Raw genomic sequence first — 16,260 nt, forward strand, 5'->3', positions numbered from 1 at the left:
TACGAAGGTTGGAAGTCCGACGGGGCAGACATTGCTGTCTGCCCCAATCGGTAAACGCTGACTACCGTCAGGGTTGAAGGCCGAATGGGCCGATCAAGGCCCAGCCGGAGGAACGGCGTCGAAAGTCATCGCAACCACACCGGTGTAATCGCCCGGAGTGAAAGTGCTACCAACGGCGCTGATTTTCAGCGGCGCACGGTAGTTCACGTCGGATTCAGCCTCACCGACGATTTCCTGTGGCGTCAGGGTCAGAACCTTGTTGTTGATCGCCACTTGCAGATCGATGCTGCTCGAACCGGAGATCAACTTCGGCACGCTGTCGAGGCTGGCGTGAACCGAACCGCTGTTGTTGCGCACGTCAAAGAAACCGGTCACGTCACGCATCTTGCCGGTCGCCGGCTGATAGCTCATGTCCTGGTCTTTGTTGACCAGATCAGGGTCGGTTGGAACGATATAGAAACCATTGGTCGGCACGTGAGCGACGAGGCTGATGGAGTGCGCAGCTTCACCGGCGGCGAACGCGCCAGTGGAAGCCATGGCCAGTGCCAGAGGAGCAGCGATTGCGAGTTTCTTGAACATCGGTCAGTACCTGTTTCTGTCTATAAGGGAGTTCATTCAAAGTTCCAACCGACCGTATCTCTAGTTGAGACAAATCAATTCGAACCTTCAACGCCGGGGCATCATCGACTGTTAGCTCTGGAATGTAAGCAGGCAACTTCCGACAACCGCGTAGCCAAACCTCCTTTGATCCCGCCAGAAAAAAGACTGAAAAACAGAGACTTGCAAAAGTAACTGTAAGTTATCCCCTACATACAGTTATCCGAAAAAAACCATGCAGCAACTTTAATCAACAGGCATGCCAACTTAGCACTGTTTAGAATACAAGCTCTACGACAACTAGAGCGTTAACTTTAACTCTCGGGTTACGCCACAGAATTATTGATTCGGAAAATAAATTGTTGCGTTCAAGCTGGCCACCGCTCGTCCGGCGCGTTCGGATCAGAGGGAAAAGGCCTTGCGCGAGCTTTAAGATATATCTTAAGTTGTATCTAAACACGACGAGAGAAAGCGAAAAATGAGAGACCCTCATTCTCCCCACCGCGAACACGGTGATGGCCGCGACGGCTTCGAGAAACGCCCCGGCCGCGAACGCGGCGGACGCGGTCCGCGAGTGTTCGCCCCCGGTGATCTGAAACTGCTGCTATTGGCGCTGATCGCCGAACAGCCGTGTCACGGCTACGACCTGATCCGCCAGATCGAAGGCATGTTCGATGGCGCCTACAGTCCGAGCCCCGGCGTGATCTACCCGACCCTGACCTTTCTGGAAGAAAGCGACCTGATTGCCGGCGACGCCGAGGGTGGCAAAAAACGCTACCGCGTCACCGACGCCGGTCGTTTGTCGTTAAGCGAACAGGCCGTGGCGCTCGACGGCGTGCGCATGCGCATCGAGGTCAGCAAGCGCTCGCTGCGCGGCCACGACCGCCCGCCGGAAATCCATGAAGCGGTGCATAACCTGCGCCATGCCCTGCAGATGCATCACGGGCGCTGGAGCGCGGCAGAAATCCTGCGTGTACGCGATCTGCTCAACGACACCGCCAAAGCCATCGTCGACGGCCCTGCCGTTCAACCTGTCCCGGAGAAAGCCGAATGACTGCAGTCGATAGCCAAACCATTCACCGCGTGATGCATGAGATCAAACGACGCAAGCTGCAAGTGTTGCGCGTCACCGACCTGACCCCGCGCATGCGCCGCATCACCCTCGGCGGGCCGGAACTGGCCGGGTTTATCAGTCTGGGCACGGACGATCACGTCAAACTGCTGTTCCCGCAGAACGCCGAGCAGGCAGCGGCGCTGGAGACCCTGGTACTCGGCGCCGGCAAGGACAACGGGCCGTTACCCGAGATGCGCGACTACACGCCGCGTCGTTATGATCTGGAAAAAATGGAACTGGACATTGATTTTGTCCTGCACGGTGACGGACCTGCCTCGACCTGGGCCGAACAGGCGCAGCCCGGACAGTTTCTGCACATCGGCGGCCCTCGCGGTTCGATGATCGTGCCGGACATTTTCGACAGCTATCTGTTGATTGGCGACGAAACCGCCCTGCCCGCCATCGCCCGCCGCCTCGAAGGTCTGGCGGCGAATCGCAAGGCGCTGGTAGTGATCGAAGTGGAAAACGGCGCCGAGCAGCAAAAGCTGGACAGTGCCGCGCAGGTCAACGTGATTTGGGTGCTGCGCGAAGGTGGTCAGGACAACCTGCTGACCACCGTCAGACAGTTGCAAGTGCCCAAGGGCAATCTGTATGCCTGGGTGGCAACCGAGACCAGGGTTTCGCGGCAGATTCGCCGTGGGCTGATCGATGAGCATGGGCTGGATGAACAGTTCATCAAGGCTGTCGGTTACTGGCGCGCCGAGGGCTCTGACGAAGAGTAATGCTCCACCTGTAGGAGTGAGCCTGCTCGCGATAGCGCTCTATCAGTTGATGCAACTGTGAATGACAGACCGCTATCGCGAGCAGGCTCACTCCTACAATGATTTTCGGCGATCCAGACCTATCACCAGCAGGCCCACCAGCACAAACCCCACCAAAATCCCCCCGGCATTCGCCAGCACCTGTGGATAACCCAACACTGCCACATCAATGAACGGATACGCATACGCGCCAAGCAAATGCCCGCGCAGCAAGGCGTAAATGAAATACACCAGCGGATAGACCAACCACACCGGCAAGTGCCACAGGCGCAACGTGCCTTTGGGGACGCACCACCACCAATAGCCCAGAAACAGCAACGGCATGACGTCGTGGAGTAATTCATCAGAGACAAACTGCCAACCTTCGGGATGCCACAGATGCCGCAGCAGCAGGCTGTAGGCCAATCCAACCACTGCGATGCTTACGGCAATTCCACTGCTCACCCAAGGCTTTCGAAACCAGCGCCGCACGGCGGATTCGCGACCAGTCACGGCACAGGTCAGCACCGTCGCCGCCAGCGTATTGGTCAATATGGTGAAGTAGCTGAAGAAGCTCACCAGCCCGCCCAGCAGGCTGGCGCCGACGCTCAATCGTGCGAAAAAAATCAGGTACAGCTGAATCGCCAGTCCTGTCCAGCCCAACACGGCCAGGCAGGTGATCAAGCGTCGCCGCCTTGCGCTGTCCATGTCAGAGCGGTCGCTTGGTGCGCATCAGCTTCACGTACAGACGCTCGACTTTCTCCCGTGCCCACGGGGTTTTACGCAGAAAGGTCAGGCTCGACTTGATGCTCGGATCGCTCTTGAAGCAACGGATGTCGATGCGCTCGGCCAGCCCCGACCACTCGTAGTGAGTCACCAGTGCGTTGAGGATCTGTTCAAGGGTCACGCCGTGCAGCGGATCGGGGGATTGTTCGTTCATGCCGGGCCTTTGGACGAAGTGGAAATGCTTAAAGCCGCGCACCTTAGCCGAGGGGCTGATCGGGTGGAAGGCCTTCCTGCAAATGTAGGTCAAGGTCAAAAGATCGCAGCGTTCCGCAGCTCCTACAGGTTGTACGCATTTCAAGGTAGGGGCTGCCGAAGGCTGCGATCTTTTCGCACTGTTACCAAATCCGAAAGGATGCATGTTTATAAAAGGCCTTTGTCTTTTTGTAACAGATCATTATCCTGCCGCCCTTCTGCTTAAACGCTTCACTGCCTGCGTCATATTGAAGCGCCGCAATCGCACCCGAAAACACCAAAAAAAGACTTATCCATGCCTGATTTTTCCTCACCCCGAGACAGCGCTATCTCAATCCTGCGCACCCTTGGCGGCTGCACCGCCCTGGGCCTCGCCACCTGTGTTCAAGCCGCTCCGGCGTTCGACAATGACTCACCGTGGATGCTCGGTGACTGGAACGGCACGCGCACGGAATTTTCGGAAAAAGGCTACGACTTCAAGCTCGATTACACCGGCGAAATGGGCAGCAACCTGCACGGCGGCTATGACCACGACCGCACCGCGCGCTACAGCGACCAGTTCGGCCTCGGCACGCATCTTGACCTGCAAAAAATTCTCGGCTGGGACGACGCCGAGTTTCAACTGACCATCACCAAACGCAGCGGCAATAACATCAGCAACGACCGCATCAACGACCCGCGCGTCGGCGGCTTCACCTCGGCTCAGGAAGTCTGGGGCCGTGGCCAGACCACGCGCCTGACGCAGATGTGGTACCAGCAGAAATTCCTCGACCAGAAGCTCGACATCAAGGTTGGCCGTTTCGGCGAAGGCGAAGATTTCAACAGTTTCCCCTGCGACTTTCAGAACCTGGCCTTCTGCGGTTCGCAGGTCGGTAACTGGGTCGGCGGCATCTGGTACAACTGGCCGGTCAGCCAGTGGGCGCTGCGGGTCAAATATCACCTGACGCCGGAGCTGTACGCGCAGGTTGGCGCCTATGAGCAGAATCCGTCGAACCTGGATCGCGGCAACGGTTTCAAACTCAGCGGCAGCGGCACTCAAGGCGCAATCCTGCCGATCGAACTGGTGTGGACGCCGAAGCTCAACGGCCTGCCAGGCGAATACCGCGCCGGCTACTACTACAGCAACGCCAAGGCCTCTGACGTTTATAAAGACCAGAACGGCCAGCCGGCGGCCCTCAGCGGCGAAGCCTACCGTAGCGCGTCGAGCAAGCATGGCGTGTGGCTGGGCGTGCAGCAGCAGATCACCAGCGTCGCCAGCGACAACTCGCGTGGCTTGAGCCTGTTCGCCAACGCGACGATGCACGACAAGAAAACCAACGCTATCGACAACTACGTGCAGGCCGGCCTGACCTACAAAGGCCCGTTTGATGCCCGCGCCAAGGACGACATCGGTTTCGCCCTCGCCCGCGTGCACGTCAACCCGGCCTATCGCAAGAACGCCGAAGCGAGCAACCGCGCCAATGCCGTCTACGACTACGACGATCCGTCCTTCCTGCCACCGCAGGACACCGAATACAGCGCCGAGCTGTATTACGGCGTGCACGTGGCGAACTGGCTGACCGTACGCCCGAACCTGCAATACATCCGCCACCCCGGTGGCGTGAACGACGTCGACGACGCCCTGATCGGCGGAATCAAGATCCAGTCGTCGTTCTAAAGAATACGCAACCTCCTGTAGGAGTGAGCCTGCTCGCGATAGCGGTGTTCCAGGCGACCTCTCCAGTGGCTGACACACCGCTATCGCGAGCAGGCTCACTCCTACACAAATGCATTTCGTTAGCCGAACAAGTTTTTCAACTGAACCATGCCCACGCCAAATCGTCATCTAAAGTGACTACAGCGCGGGACTACATAAACGTCACGGAGAATCACACTATGAGCACCGAAAGTGCTTCGAGTCGGGGCCGTCTGCTACCGGGCCTGCTCGGCATCCTGCTGTTACTGATGGGCCTGGCCATGCTGGCCGGGGGAATCAAGCTGAGCACGCTCGGCGGTTCGCTGTACTACCTGCTCGCCGGTATCGGCATCGCCCTGACCGGCATTCTGCTGTTGATGCGCCGACGCGCGGCGCTGGGCCTGTACGCCATCGTACTGTTTGCCAGCACCGTGTGGGCGTTGTGGGAAGTCGGCCTGGACTGGTGGCAATTGGTGCCGCGTCTGGCGCTGTGGTTTGTCCTCGGCTTCGTGATGCTGCTGCCGTGGTTCCGTCGTCCGCTGCTGCTCAACGGCCCGGCAAAAATCGGCACCGGCGGTCTGACCGTCGCCGTGATCCTGGCCGGTGTGACCGCGTTGGCCAGCCTGTTCACCCACCCGGGCGAAACCTTCGGCGAACTGGGCCGCGACACCGCAGACATGACCAGCACCGCACCGGCCATGCCGGATGGCGACTGGCAGGCTTACGGTCGCACCGAATTCGGTGACCGCTACTCGCCGCTCAAGCAGATCACCCCGCAGAACGTCGGCAAGCTGCAAGAAGCCTGGCGCATCCAGACCGGCGACCTGCCGACCGCGGATGACCCGGTCGAGCTGACCAACGAAAACACCCCGCTCAAAGCCAACGGCATGATTTACGCCTGCACCGCGCACAGCAAAGTGCTGGCACTGGACCCGGACACCGGTAAGGAACTGTGGCGCTTCGACCCGCAGATCAAGAGCCCGGTCGGCTTCAAGGGCTTTGCCCACATGACCTGCCGTGGCGTGTCGTACTACGACGAAGCGGCTTATGCCAAGTCTGAAAACGCCGGCTCTGCAGTGATTTCCGAAGCGGGTAAAGCCGTTGCTCAGGCCTGCCCGCGTCGTCTGTACCTGCCGACCGCTGATGCCCGCCTGATCGCACTGAATGCCGACACCGGCAAAATCTGCGAAGGCTTCGGCAACAACGGCGTGGTCGACCTGACCCAGGGTATTGGCCCGTTCACCGCCGGCGGCTACTACTCCACTTCGCCCGCGGCGATTACCCGTGATCTGGTGATCATGGGCGGTCACGTCACCGACAACGAATCGACCAACGAGCCATCGGGCGTGATCCGCGCGTTCGACGTGCGCGACGGACACCTGGTCTGGAACTGGGACAGCGACAAGCCAGACGCCACCGAGCCTCTGGCCCCGGGCGAAACCTACAGCCGCAACTCGGCGAACATGTGGTCGCTGGCCAGTGTCGACGAAAAACTCGGCATGGTTTACCTGCCACTGGGCAACCAGACCCCGGACCAGTGGGGCGGCAACCGCACCCCGGGCGCCGAGAAATTCAGCGCCGGTATCGTCGCGCTGGACCTGGCCACCGGTAAAGTGCGCTGGAACTACCAGTTCACCCACCACGACCTGTGGGACATGGACGTAGGCAGCCAGCCAACCCTGCTCGACATGAAAACCGCCGACGGCGTGAAACCTGCGCTGATCGCTCCGACCAAGCAGGGCAGCCTGTACGTCCTCGACCGTCGTGACGGCACGCCGATCATCCCGATCAAGGAAATCCCGGTTCCGCAAGGCGCCGTGAAAGGCGACCACACTGCTCCGACCCAGGCCCGTTCGGACCTCAACCTGCTGGCCCCGGAACTGACCGAAAAAGCCATGTGGGGTGCAAGCCCGTTCGACCAGATGCTGTGCCGCATCCAGTTCAAGGAACTGCGTTATGAGGGCCAGTACACCCCGCCATCGGAACAGGGCAGTCTGATCTACCCGGGCAACGTCGGCGTGTTCAACTGGGGCGGCGTCTCGGTCGACCCGGTTCGCCAGATGCTGTTCACCAGCCCGAACTACATGGCCTTCGTGTCGAAAATGGTGCCACGCGCCGAAGTCGCCGCCGACAGCAAGCGCGAAAGCGAAACCGCTGGCGTGCAGCCCAACACTGGCGCGCCATACGCGGTAATCATGCACCCGTTCATGTCGCCTCTCGGCGTACCGTGCCAGGCCCCGGCCTGGGGCTACGTCGCCGGCATCGACCTGACCACCGGCAAAGTCGTGTGGAAACGCAAGAACGGCACCAGCCGCGACAGCTCGCCGATCCCGATCGGCTTCACCCTGGGCGTGCCGAGCATGGGCGGCTCGATCGTCACCGCCGGCGGCGTCGGCTTCCTCAGCGGCACCCTCGATCAGTACCTGCGCGCCTATGACGTGAATACCGGTAAAGAGCTGTGGAAATCGCGTCTGCCAGCAGGTGGCCAGGCCACCCCGATGACCTACACCGGCAAGGACGGCAAGCAATACGTGCTGCTCGTTGTCGGCGGCCACGGCTCGCTGGGCACCAAGATGGGTGACTACATCATTGCGTACAAACTGCCGGAATAAGCGTTAGCTGCTGGTAATGAAAAGGCGATGTCCCGCAGGGGGCATCGCCTTTTTTTGTGAGCCTGATTTTCACGCTGAACTCAAACCCTGTGGGAGCGAGCTTGCTCGCGAAGGCGTCGGAACATCCAATATTGAGCGGGACTGACACAGCGCCTTCGCGAGCAGGGCCACCCATACCCGGATCAACCCTGCCCCCGCTATAACCCATATCAACAGGTTTCATCGCGAACAAGTATAAAAGCCTGTCAGATATGACAGTTCACCGCTTTGAGCGCCCCCCGCAGACTTCCAGGTCTCAAGACATCAGTCACAAGGAGCCTCCCAATGACAAATCCAAACGCATCCCCGGCAGTCTGGGTAAGAGGTACGCTTAACGTTGCTGTAAAAGGCATCATTGGCGGCACGCCGGTCGATCTGGCAAGTTTTCTGACGAGCAGAATTTCGGCATCTTTCAACCCGCTTGGTGATTACAGTTTCACTTTCGAAGATAACCACGGTTCATCGAGCGAACGAAAACTCTCTATCTCGCTTCGCACCTTGCTGGATCCGTCAATCTCTGGCTACTTAGAATATGTTGTTACCGAACGGGGTGCCCAGATTTATGACTACGAAGTGACATCCTGTTCCAGCATTGCTGTAACTCAGCTCAATCCCCGCCTGTATCGCTACTCCCTCGATAACTTTCAACTTTCCGGCAAGGCACGCCACGGTGATGAAACGCGTGAACTCACCGGAGGGGGATCGTTTCTTGTCCAAGAGCTGACTTACCCCATCTAGCCAGCAGGTCAGGTTCAGTCATTGGGTTATTTCGGACTGTGGGAAAGGTGCTTGTCCTACATATCTGGTGATTGCGCGGAGTTTTCCGACAGGTCGCGTCGGTTGTGCTTGGGAAATGCGCTAGATAGGCTCGTAGGGTCGCTGCCAATTCAGCGACCGGGCGTCGCGGCCCGAGCAGTCCATTCGATTTGATGCATAATCGCCAGCCCAAGCGCTTGCCGCTTGGTTTGATGGTGGCTGTGCGCGGGATACCTTCGGGTATGCCGGGTTTCCGAATGGCTCGGTCCGCGAACCCGCGTACAGCTGCCTCCTTGCATCGCGTCGCGGCGAGCAAGCCAGGCAGCTCCATTCTCATTCGGAGCTTCACTATGTTCAAACCAACACCCAATCCACCCGAAACCGAAAGCACCTCCCCGTATCAATCTCCCGAATCCAAAAAACTCCACGAAGCTGCCGAGCGCGCGCTGGACCACTACCTGAAGCCATCCGCCAGCCCTGACAAATCCCACAAACCCAGCACCATGTTCCAGGTCACCCCGGATCAGGACAACGAAAGCCTGCTGGCCCACGCGTGCGAATCCCTCGCATCGGCGAGTGTGATGGCCAGTGACATTGCGGCCTATGTGGACAGCCCGCAGCGGCATACCATTCTGGCAATCCAGCAAGTAATCATGCTGGCCGAACTGGCGGTGAATCGCGTGCTGGACAACTACGAAATCCCCCGATCCCCGACACACAGCTAAATCCCTGTGGGAGCGAGCCTGCTCGCGAAGGCGTCGGCACATTCAGTCGTTATGGTGCCTGATACACCGCATTCGCGAGCAGGCTCGCTCCCACAATGAAACCGAGTGCGTCCGGTAGACATCGGTCGGCTGTCAGGCCGCCTTCGCAAGCAGGCTCACTCCCCCAGAAAAGCCAAAGCAGCGCAGCTGCCCGCGGCAAAGCCGCCCCACTCAACAATGAGCGCAAGCTCGAGTACCGCTCTTGATCTTGATCCACGGGCGACGTCGGAAGGCTGAGCGGAGGGATTGATCCGGGCGTGGGAGCGCAGCGACCGTTTGGCGCAGCCAGACACAGCGGAAGGAGGTGCAGCGAAGCAAACCGGAAACGCTGCGCCCGGATCGATCCCGCAGCGAAGGAACCCGAGCCTGCGAGGGCCGAACGCAGGAGCAAGCCTTTTCGGTTACCTTTTCGGCGTCTGGAAAAGGTGACTCGCCGTAAGGGCGAAACCGCCAGCCGCAACACCCAAAAAAACGGATATTCACCCAAAACCCCAAGAACCTGGCCGGCCCAAAGGCCGCCAAGGTCAGCCAAAGTCAAAAACTGTCCAAACCCTGAACACATAAGCAGAAACACAACCCCCCCATTGAAACCACCCCACCCCTGCCCCATCTAAGACCCCATACCCCATTGCGCAGGTGCCCCATGACCGACCAGCAAGATCGCCCGGACAACCACGACGACTACGAAACCGACCACATCGAACACACCTCCTCCGGCACCGGCCTGGCGCTGCCCGGGCAAAACCTGCCGGACAAGGTCTACATCATCCCGATCCACAACCGCCCGTTCTTCCCGGCGCAGGTCCTGCCGGTCATCGTCAACGAAGAACCGTGGGCAGAAACCCTTGAACTGGTCAGCAAATCCGAACACCACTCCCTGGCCCTGTTCTTCATGGACACCCCCCAGGAAGACCCGCGCCACTTCGACACCGGCGCCCTCCCCGAATACGGCACGCTGGTCAAAGTCCACCACGCCAGCCGCGAGAACGGCAAACTGCAATTCGTCGCCCAGGGCCTGAGCCGAGTACGCATCAAGACCTGGCTCAAGCACCACCGCCCACCGTATCTGGTCGAAGTCGAATACCCGCACCAGCCCACCGAGCCTACCGACGAGGTCAAGGCCTACGGCATGGCGCTGATCAACGCGATCAAGGAACTGCTGCCGCTCAACCCGCTGTACAGCGAAGAGCTGAAGAACTACCTCAACCGCTTCAGCCCCAACGACCCGTCGCCGCTGACCGATTTTGCCGCCGCGCTGACCTCGGCCACCGGCCCCGAGTTGCAGGAAGTGCTCGACTGCGTGCCGATGCTCAAGCGCATGGAAAAAGTCCTGCCGATGTTGCGCAAGGAAGTCGAAGTCGCACGCCTGCAGAAAGAGATTTCGGCCGAAGTTAACCGCAAGATCGGCGAGCATCAGCGCGAATTCTTCCTCAAGGAGCAACTCAAGGTCATCCAGCAGGAACTCGGCCTGACCAAGGACGACCGCAGCGCCGACCTCGAACAGTTCCAGCAGCGTCTGGAAGGCAAAGTGCTGCCGGCGCAGGTGCAGAAACGCCTCGAAGAAGAAACCCACAAACTGTCGATTCTCGAAACCGGTTCGCCAGAGTACGCGGTCACGCGCAATTATCTGGACTGGGCCACCTCGGTGCCGTGGGGCGTCTATGGCGAGGACAAACTCGACCTCAAGCACGCGCGCAAAATCCTCGACAAGCACCACGCAGGCCTGGACGACATCAAGGATCGCATCCTCGAATTCCTCGCCGTCGGTGCCTATAAAGGCGAAATCAGCGGCTCGATCGTGCTGCTGGTCGGACCGCCGGGCGTGGGCAAGACCAGCGTCGGCAAATCCATCGCCGAATCCCTCGGCCGACCGTTCTACCGTTTCAGCCTCGGCGGCATGCGCGACGAAGCCGAGATCAAGGGCCACCGCCGCACCTACATCGGCGCGCAGCCGGGCAAACTGGTGCAGGCGTTGAAAGACGTCGAAGTGATGAACCCGGTGATCATGCTCGACGAGATCGACAAGATGGGCCAGAGCTATCAGGGCGACCCGGCCTCGGCACTGCTGGAAACCCTCGATCCGGAACAGAACGTCGAATTCCTCGACCACTACCTCGACCTGCGCATGGACCTGTCGAAAGTCCTGTTCGTCTGCACCGCCAACACCCTCGATTCGATCCCCGGCCCACTGCTCGACCGCATGGAAGTGATTCGTCTGTCGGGCTATATCACCGAAGAAAAAGTCGCCATCGCCAAGCGTCACCTGTGGCCGAAATTGCTCGAAAAGGCCGGTGTGTCCAAGGGCAGCCTGAGCATCAGCGACACCGCGCTCAAAGCCTTGATCGACGGTTACGCCCGTGAAGCCGGGGTGCGCCAGCTGGAAAAGCAGATGGGCAAACTGGTGCGCAAAGCGGTGATGAAACTGATCGACGATCCGAAAGCGGTGATCAAACTCGGGCCGAAGGATCTCGAAGCGTCACTGGGCCACCCGGTGTTCCGCAACGAACAGGTGCTGTCCGGCACTGGCGTGATTACCGGTCTGGCCTGGACCAGCATGGGCGGCGCGACGTTACCGATCGAAGCCACCCGCATTCACACGCTCAACCGTGGGTTCAAGCTCACCGGGCAATTGGGCGATGTGATGAAAGAGTCTGCGGAAATCGCCTACAGCTACGTCAGTTCGCACCTGAAGCAGTTCGGCGGTGATGCGAAGTTCTTCGACGAAGCCTTCGTCCACCTGCATGTGCCGGAAGGCGCAACCCCCAAGGACGGCCCGAGCGCCGGCGTGACCATGGCCAGTGCCTTGCTGTCTCTGGCGCGTAATCAGCCACCGAAAAAAGGCGTGGCAATGACTGGCGAATTGACCCTGACCGGGCACGTGTTGCCGATCGGCGGCGTGCGCGAAAAAGTGATCGCGGCGCGGCGGCAGAAGATTTTCGAGCTGATTCTGCCGGAGCCGAACCGGGGTAACTTCGAGGAATTGCCGGATTATCTGAAGGAAGGGATTACTGTGCACTTCGCGAAGAAGTTTGCGGATGTGGCGAAAATCTTGTTCTAACCCGATGCAAACAGGGCATCGCCTCTTGGCAATGCCCTGTTATCTCTATAACCAGATGCGAAGAAACCTATCGCAAAAAACAATAAAAACCTGTCAAGTCTACCAGTAGCGCCTCGTCAGACCGCCCTTCAAACTTCCCTCTCGAAGCGACTCATTGAGGGAACTCATTATGCCAAGGCAATCGCGTCTTCCCGGTTATTTCAGAGCAACTAAAAAGGGCGTACCGCTCTTCGAGGTCGACCATATAGAGGTGACGAACGGCCAGTACATAACCATTGAGGGTTCAAAAGAGCTGGCGTTTCCGAATCAACACGCAATCCGCCTTACCATTGACTCGTTAACGCCTAACGATGATCACGTATTCGAGATAGGTAAGTATTTACAACAAGTGTTCTACCTCAACATAGGTGGAACCCAGTACGCCCAGCGGGGAACTTTCACTTCCTACCTGGACATCCCTAACAGGAAATATCAAATCGACTGTGAGCTTGATTTTCCTGGCCATACTGATCCTATAAAGATCGAACTCGACGTTAGCGGATAAGCGCCCTCCGACCAGGTGAAACGAGACCGCGTAGCCTCAGCCTGCGCGGGCTTGGTCACATTCTGTCTCATCTTCAGTTATGCTCGCCGTTCGTCGTTACCGCCGGAGCTGCTGATCTTATGTCCCCCACTCGCCTGTTTCTCCCCCTCGCCCTTTCCTTGCTGGCCGCCTGCGCCACGCAACCGAAACACAACGTGACCGTGGAAAAACAAAGCGAATGCCCCGTGCGGCTCAGCACCGGGCAAAACCTGATCATTACGCTGCCGAGCAACCCGACCACCGGCTACCGCTGGGCGATTCAGGATTCGGCGGGCGGCGTGTTGCGCGCGCTCAGTCCCGAGGTTTACAGCAATCCGGAAGATGCAGGTGTAGTCGGCGCTGCCGGTGTGTCGACCTGGCGCTTCCAGGCCTCCGCCCCCGGCACCGGGCGTCTGCGCCTGACCTCACAGCAACCGTGGGCGCCGGAAGTGCTGCCCGTGGAAACCTTTGACTGCGCCATTTCGGTGAACTGATCGTAGGCTGGCTGATTCTGGCGTTGATGGGGCGGTCGCGTTTCTCTACGGTGTCAGTACCATGCGGCCTTGCTCTGCCTGTTGGTCAAACCCCTGCCGGCGTTGGCGCTGCTCGGCTGGCTGCATGATGCGCCACCCGGCGAATATCGGGGCTGAATCAGTCTGGTTCTGATTTTTTCGTGCCTGGGTGATGTGTTGCTGGCAGGGCCGGGCGACCTGTTTGTATTAAGCCTCGGCGCGTTTCTGGTCGCGCATCTGGCATTGCAGCCGCGGCATTCATCAGCCATGACAATCCCCGCCAGACATCATAACTGCCACTTGAATTATTTCGAAAAGTTATAAAAAACTGTCACCTATGACAGTACCCCCTCACTTGTGGCTCTCCCTACTATTATCTGGCGCTACTCAACCAACCATGTAAATACAAGGAAGAATCCAATGAGTTTTTTCAAAGGTAAAAATTCAGTCACTGCCAACGCTGTAGCCCCCTATATTACTGTTAGTGCAGAAACAATCGCCACGGTGTCTGGCAGGGTGCGATTCGAGAGCCAGATTGTCGCGTACGAAACAGATCCCGATAGCAATACAATCGCGCTGGTAACTCGTGCGAATGCGTCGGACTATTCACGAGGAAGTAAAAAAGGCCTGGTCCTCGTATTCGACAAGAACATTAAACCCGGCGCCTATTCCGTCACCGATTCCAACTTTCCTTTCGATGATGTTTATTACTTTGAAACGGGTACTACCCCCGGTTTTGTCCGATCGTACAATTACCGCGCCAAAAGCGGAAACTTCAAGGTAGAAGTCGTTGAGGTGACAGCCGAGAAACTGCATTACAAAATAGATTTTGATTTCAAAGGTGTCGATCTCCGTAATCAGGAACTCACCATTGCCGGCAAATCCTCTTACCTCGTACTAGTGCAGTCCGAGTAACCCGCGAGCGCTAATGGAAGGCCAGGCTTACCCTCCGAGCCTGGCCCTACAATCTTCGACCCTTCCACGTTTTATCAGACAACCCAAGCATCTACGCCCCACTTTGGCTAAAATGCCGGCCTTTTCCACCGATACCGCCGGAACCGCCGTGAGCAAAGAACCCGATCGCCTTTTCGCCCAGCCCTTGGCCCAGGTGCCTGACTTCGCCTTCAACGAAGACGTGGTGCGGGTGTTCCCGGACATGATCAAGCGCTCGGTGCCGGGTTACCCGACCATCGTCGAAAACCTCGGCGTGCTCGCCGCGCTATTCGCCCAGCCGAACAGCGTGCTCTATGATCTCGGCTCGTCGCTGGGTGCAGTGACCCAGGCCCTGCGCCGCCATGTGCGCACCGACGGGTGTCGGGTGATTGCTGTGGATAACTCGGCGGCGATGGTCGAACGCTGCCGCGAATACCTCAACGGTCAGGATTCGATGTTTCAGGAATTGCTGCCGGTTGAAGTGGTTGAGGGCGATATCCTCGCATTGGAGTTCCAGCCAGCCTCGGTAGTGGCGCTGAACTTCACCCTGCAGTTCATCGCCCCGGATCAGCGCACCGCGTTGCTCTCGCGCATTCGCCAATCGTTGTTGCCCGGCGGCGCGCTGATTCTTTCGGAGAAACTGCGTTTCAACGATGCCGAAGAGCACGCGCTGCTGACCGACCTGCACGTGGCGTTCAAACGCGCCAACGGCTACAGCGAACTGGAAATCGCCCAGAAGCGCAGCGCCATCGAAAACGTCATGAAGCCCGACAGCCTCGAAGAACACCGCGAACGCCTGCTGGCCGCCGGGTTCTCGAAAGTCGTGCCGTGGTTCCAGTGTCTTAACTTTGCCTCGTTGATTGCCTTGCCATGATTGATCTGTCCCCCCTCGCCCGCCGTCTGGCCGGTACACCGCTGGCCGAATGGGCCAACACTTTGCAGGCACAACTCGACAAGAAAATGGAGAAAGGTCACGGCGATCTGGAGCGCTGGCAGAGTGCGCTGGATGCCTTGCCGAAGATTCAGCCAAGCGAAATCGACTTGCTCAACGGCCTGAAGCTCGACACCGATTGCGACGACGAGACGCGCGCGCAGATGCGCACCGCGCTGATGGGCCTGTCACCGTGGCGCAAGGGACCGTTCGATCTGTTCGGCGTGCATGTCGACACCGAGTGGCGCTCGGACTGGAAATGGTCGCGGGTCGCCCCGCATCTGGACCTCAAAGGCAAGCGCATCCTCGATGTCGGTTGCGGCAATGGCTATTACATGTGGCGCATGCTCGGTGCCGGCGCCGACAGCGTGATTGGTGTTGACCCGAACTGGCTGTTCTTCTGCCAGTTCCAGGCGGTGCAACGCTATCTGTCCGAGCCAAACGCCTGGCATCTGCCGTTCCCGTTCGAAGACCTGCCGCCGAACCTTGAAGGCTTCGACACGGTGTTTTCCATGGGCGTGTTCTATCACCGTCGCTCACCGATCGAGCATTTGCTGGCGCTCAAGGATTGCCTGGTCAAGGGCGGCGAACTGGTGCTGGAAACCCTGGTGGTCGAAGGCGACAAGCATCAAGTGCTGGTGCCGGAAGATCGCTATGCGCAGATGCGAAACGTTTGGTTTTTGCCGTCGGTACCGGCGCTGGAGTTGTGGTTGCGACGGGCCGGGTTCACCGAGATTCGTTGCGTGGATGTCAGCACCACGACGGTGGAGGAACAACGCGGCACCGAGTGGATGAAGTATCAGTCGCTGAGTGATTTTCTTGATCCTGAGGATCACAGCAAAACCATTGAAGGACTGCCGGCGCCGATGCGGGCAGTGATTGTCGCCAAGAAATAACCCAATCTCCTGAACAATGGAGATCCCCTTGTGGGAGCGGGCTTGCTCGCGAAAGCGATGTCTCAGTCACTATCCATTCTGAATGTACCGACG

General features: G+C 58.8%; 15 protein-coding genes and 2 pseudogenes. 14 read left to right on the forward strand and 3 right to left on the reverse strand.

What is annotated here, in order from left to right:
- Positions 1 to 93: 93 nt before the first annotated feature.
- Positions 94 to 579 (reverse strand): CS1 type fimbrial major subunit, encoded by a 486-nt coding sequence (locus HU755_RS15120; protein ID WP_186633945.1) that lies wholly within the window; start codon positions 577 to 579, stop codon positions 94 to 96.
- A 496-nt stretch (positions 580 to 1,075) separates the two neighbouring features.
- Between HU755_RS15120 and HU755_RS15125 the strand changes: the two genes are divergently transcribed.
- Positions 1,076 to 1,651: a PadR family transcriptional regulator gene (locus HU755_RS15125; RefSeq protein ID WP_186633948.1), complete on the forward strand. Its 576-nt coding sequence runs from the start codon at positions 1,076 to 1,078 to the stop codon at positions 1,649 to 1,651.
- A complete protein-coding gene (locus tag HU755_RS15130) occupies positions 1,648 to 2,433 on the forward strand; it encodes a siderophore-interacting protein (RefSeq protein WP_186633951.1) in 786 nt (261 codons plus the stop codon). The genes HU755_RS15125 and HU755_RS15130 overlap by 4 nt, the downstream gene beginning before the upstream one ends.
- Positions 2,434 to 2,526: 93 nt before the next feature.
- Here HU755_RS15130 and HU755_RS15135 read toward each other — a convergent pair whose 3' ends face one another.
- Together HU755_RS15135 and HU755_RS15140 are read right to left on the reverse strand one after the other, a co-directional pair.
- On the reverse strand, positions 2,527 to 3,159 hold the full coding sequence (locus HU755_RS15135; protein ID WP_186633954.1) for a Pr6Pr family membrane protein: 633 nt from the start codon (positions 3,157 to 3,159) through the stop codon (positions 2,527 to 2,529).
- A gap of 1 nt (position 3,160) precedes the next feature.
- A complete protein-coding gene (locus tag HU755_RS15140; protein WP_016773359.1) occupies positions 3,161 to 3,391 on the reverse strand; it encodes a VF530 family DNA-binding protein in 231 nt (76 codons plus the stop codon).
- A 333-nt stretch (positions 3,392 to 3,724) separates the two neighbouring features.
- Here HU755_RS15140 and HU755_RS15145 point away from each other — a divergent pair, with 333 nt between their 5' ends.
- From HU755_RS15145 to cmoB, 12 genes and pseudogenes are all read left to right on the forward strand, one after another.
- Positions 3,725 to 5,086, forward strand: coding sequence for a carbohydrate porin (locus tag HU755_RS15145; protein WP_186633957.1), 1,362 nt, complete (start codon positions 3,725 to 3,727; stop codon positions 5,084 to 5,086).
- A gap of 218 nt (positions 5,087 to 5,304) precedes the next feature.
- Entirely contained in the window at positions 5,305 to 7,716 is a 2,412-nt protein-coding gene (locus tag HU755_RS15150; protein ID WP_186633960.1) for a glucose/quinate/shikimate family membrane-bound PQQ-dependent dehydrogenase, read from the forward strand.
- A 324-nt stretch (positions 7,717 to 8,040) separates the two neighbouring features.
- Positions 8,041 to 8,493 carry a hypothetical protein gene (locus tag HU755_RS15155; protein ID WP_186633963.1) on the forward strand — a complete coding sequence of 151 codons (453 nt, stop codon included), beginning with the start codon at positions 8,041 to 8,043 and terminating at the stop codon, positions 8,491 to 8,493.
- Positions 8,494 to 8,861: 368 nt separating this feature from the next.
- A complete protein-coding gene (locus tag HU755_RS15160; RefSeq protein ID WP_186633965.1) occupies positions 8,862 to 9,236 on the forward strand; it encodes a DUF6124 family protein in 375 nt (124 codons plus the stop codon).
- A pseudogene (locus tag HU755_RS27795) lies at positions 9,237 to 9,332 on the forward strand (metal ABC transporter ATP-binding protein); the annotation flags it as partial.
- Between the two features lie 586 nt (positions 9,333 to 9,918).
- Positions 9,919 to 12,333, forward strand: a complete 2,415-nt coding sequence (lon, locus tag HU755_RS15165) for an endopeptidase La (RefSeq protein WP_238344762.1) — start codon at positions 9,919 to 9,921, stop codon at positions 12,331 to 12,333.
- Positions 12,334 to 12,502: 169 nt separating this feature from the next.
- Positions 12,503 to 12,877 (forward strand): hypothetical protein, encoded by a 375-nt coding sequence (locus HU755_RS15170; protein ID WP_186633968.1) that lies wholly within the window; start codon positions 12,503 to 12,505, stop codon positions 12,875 to 12,877.
- Positions 12,878 to 12,996: 119 nt separating this feature from the next.
- Complete coding sequence (locus HU755_RS15175; protein ID WP_186633971.1) at positions 12,997 to 13,389, forward strand: protease inhibitor I42 family protein; 393 nt, start codon at positions 12,997 to 12,999, stop codon at positions 13,387 to 13,389.
- Between the two features lie 26 nt (positions 13,390 to 13,415).
- Positions 13,416 to 13,650, forward strand: a pseudogene (locus HU755_RS27480) (lysoplasmalogenase family protein); the annotation flags it as partial.
- Between the two features lie 177 nt (positions 13,651 to 13,827).
- Positions 13,828 to 14,322, forward strand: coding sequence for a hypothetical protein (locus HU755_RS15180; RefSeq protein WP_186633974.1), 495 nt, complete (start codon positions 13,828 to 13,830; stop codon positions 14,320 to 14,322).
- A 112-nt stretch (positions 14,323 to 14,434) separates the two neighbouring features.
- Positions 14,435 to 15,214 carry a carboxy-S-adenosyl-L-methionine synthase CmoA gene (cmoA, locus tag HU755_RS15185; protein ID WP_186633977.1) on the forward strand — a complete coding sequence of 260 codons (780 nt, stop codon included), beginning with the start codon at positions 14,435 to 14,437 and terminating at the stop codon, positions 15,212 to 15,214.
- Positions 15,211 to 16,167: a tRNA 5-methoxyuridine(34)/uridine 5-oxyacetic acid(34) synthase CmoB gene (gene cmoB / locus HU755_RS15190; RefSeq protein ID WP_186623655.1), complete on the forward strand. Its 957-nt coding sequence runs from the start codon at positions 15,211 to 15,213 to the stop codon at positions 16,165 to 16,167. Before cmoA ends, cmoB begins: the two co-directional genes overlap by 4 nt.
- Positions 16,168 to 16,260 lie beyond the last annotated feature (93 nt).

The sequence above is a fragment of the Pseudomonas sp. SWRI111 genome, assembly GCF_014268555.1.
GTDB classification, from domain to species: domain Bacteria; phylum Pseudomonadota; class Gammaproteobacteria; order Pseudomonadales; family Pseudomonadaceae; genus Aquipseudomonas; species Aquipseudomonas hamedanensis.